This is a genomic window from Terrabacter terrae (genome assembly GCF_039529575.1).
GTDB classification, from domain to species: domain Bacteria; phylum Actinomycetota; class Actinomycetes; order Actinomycetales; family Dermatophilaceae; genus Terrabacter; species Terrabacter terrae.
The window spans coordinates 1-2,288 of record NZ_BAAANB010000098.1 but is presented as its reverse complement, the minus strand read 5'-3'; the positions used below and the strand labels follow the sequence as shown (position 1 = coordinate 2,288).

Genomic DNA, 2,288 nt, shown 5'->3' with positions numbered 1-2,288 from the left:
CGAGGCGGTTGGACTGGAAGCCGAGCGCCGAGCCGGCCATGTAGAGCCGCCACACCCGGGCCCGGCCCGCGCTCGAGAGCCGGACGGCCTCGTCCCAGCTCTCCTCGAGGTTGCCCACCCAGGCGCGCAGCGTGTCGACGTAGTGCTCGCGCAGCGACTCGACGTCACGGACCTCGAAGCCTGCCGACTCGAGCACGTCGACCGTCGTCGCGAGCGGGTGCAGCTCGCCGTCGGGGAAGACGTAGCGGTCGATGAACGAGGTCCTGTCGCCCTTCGGGTCGCCGGGAGGCCCGGGGCGCCGCGAGATCGCGTGGTTGAGCAGTCGCCCACCCGGCGCGAGGAGCGAATGGAGGTGGGCGGCATACGTGCTCAGCTGCGTGAGGCCGACGTGCTCGGCCATCCCGATGCTCGCGATGGCGTCGTACGGCCCGTCGGGGACGTCGCGGTAGTCCTGGACGCGGATCTCGACGCGGTCGCCGAGCCCGTGCGCCGCGACGGCGTCGCGGGCGAAGGCGGCCTGCTCCTGCGACAGCGTGACCCCCACGGCGGTGACGCCGTATGCGTGGGCCGCGTGGAGGACGAACGAGCCCCACCCGCACCCGACGTCGAGGACACGCATCCCCGGGCGCAGCCCCAGCTTGCGGGCGACGAGGTCGAGCTTCGCGCGCTGCGCGTCCTCGAGGCCGTATGCCGTCGAGGGCGCCTCCTCGAAGTAGGCGCAGGAGTAGACCATCGACGGGCCGAGGACCAGCGCGTAGAAGTCGTTGCCGACGTCGTAGTGGTGCGAGACCGCCTTGGCGTCCCGGCGTTGCGCGTGCCGGCGCCCGGAGAGCCGGATCTCCTCGGCGGGCGGACGGGGCGGTGGGCCCAGCGCGCCGAGCCGCAGCGCGGCCTTGGCCACTGCGGAGACGGTGTCGCGGCCGACGTGGACGCCGGGTCCGCGCTCCGGGTCGGCCAGCGCGTCGAAGCGGCTCAGCGCGTCGAGCAGGTCGCCCTCGATGCGGACGTCCCCGGACACGTAGGCGCGGGCGAAGCCCAGCTCGTTCGGCGCCCAGACCAGGCGGCGCAGGGCGCGGCGCGAGGTGAAGCGGACGACCACGGGAGCGTCCGCCGGGCCCAGCGAGCTGCCGTCCCAGCAGTCGATGCGCACCGGGACCTGCGTGCCCAGGGCGGCATCGACCACCGGTCGGAGCACTGCGGCGACGTCCATGCGACCTCCTGAAGCGGGTGGGGCACTTCCTGCTTGACGGCGGGAGCTCCCGCTCACCCGTGCTGGTCGGGGGCGGACTCGGGCTGGACCGACCAGTCCGCCGGCTCGTCGTCCGTGTCGGCCTCGGCGACGTCCTTGGTCTCGTGCACCTTGCCGGGCTGGTGGTGCTGCGGCGCGTAGACGGTGTAGAGCTGCATCGGCTCGTCGCCGACGTTCGTGATGTTGTGCCAGCTCCCGGCGGGGACGAGGACGCACCAGCCGTCGGTGACCTCCTGGTCGAAGGTCAGCTCGTCCTTGGACGGACCCATCTGGGCGCGACCACGACCGCCGTCGAGCCGGATGAACTGGTCCGTCTCGGGGTGCTGCTCCAGCCCGATGTCGCCGCCCACCGGGATCGACATGAGCGTGACCTGCAGGTACCTGCCGCTCCAGGCGACGGTGCGGTAGGTGCGGTTCTCGAGCGTCTCGCTCTCGAGGTCGAACGACTGGGGACGCGGCCCGACGTCTTCGATGCTCATGCCCCGACCGTAGCCGCGCGCGACCGTGCGTGGGATCACGGTCTGGCCGCCCCACTCCTCGGGTTCGACGTCGGCCAGCGTCTGGCCCAGCACCCACTGGTGCCCGAACGGGTCGTCGATGGTGGCCTGCCGCTCGCCGTACTCCCAGTCGTGCGGCGGGTCGACCAGGACTGCTCCTCGGGCCATGGCCGTCTCCACCACGCGGGCGACGTCGGCGACCTTGAGCATCACCTGGTGCGAGCGTTCCCGCTCCGGCGTGCGCCGGCCGGGGCGGACCTCGGCGACGACCAGCTCGGCCGCCGGCCCGTCCGGCAGGCCCAGCTGCGAGCGGTGCCCCTCGCCGATGCGGACGTGCTCGACGAAGCCGAGGACCTCCGTGTACCAGGCGACGGCCGCGCGGACGTCGGCCACGGTCAGCACTGGCGTGACCCGCGCGTGCGGTGCCGACCGGTTCGTGAGCACGACGTCAGCCTAGGAGACCGGCCGGTCTGCCGCGCCGCGAACCGGACGCGTCATCGGCCGGCGAGCTCGGCCACCATGGGGGCCAGCATCTCGGCGGC

General features: G+C 73.2%; 2 protein-coding genes. Both read right to left on the bottom strand.

Annotation, left to right across the window (positions count from 1 at the left end; genetic code table 11):
* On the bottom strand, positions 1 to 1,210 hold a 1,210-nt coding region (locus tag ABD194_RS19465), incomplete at its 3' end, for a class I SAM-dependent methyltransferase (RefSeq protein ID WP_343994571.1).
* A 53-nt stretch (positions 1,211 to 1,263) separates the two neighbouring features.
* A complete protein-coding gene (locus ABD194_RS19460) occupies positions 1,264 to 2,190 on the bottom strand; it encodes a VOC family protein (protein WP_343994569.1) in 927 nt (308 codons plus the stop codon).
* Positions 2,191 to 2,288 lie beyond the last annotated feature (98 nt).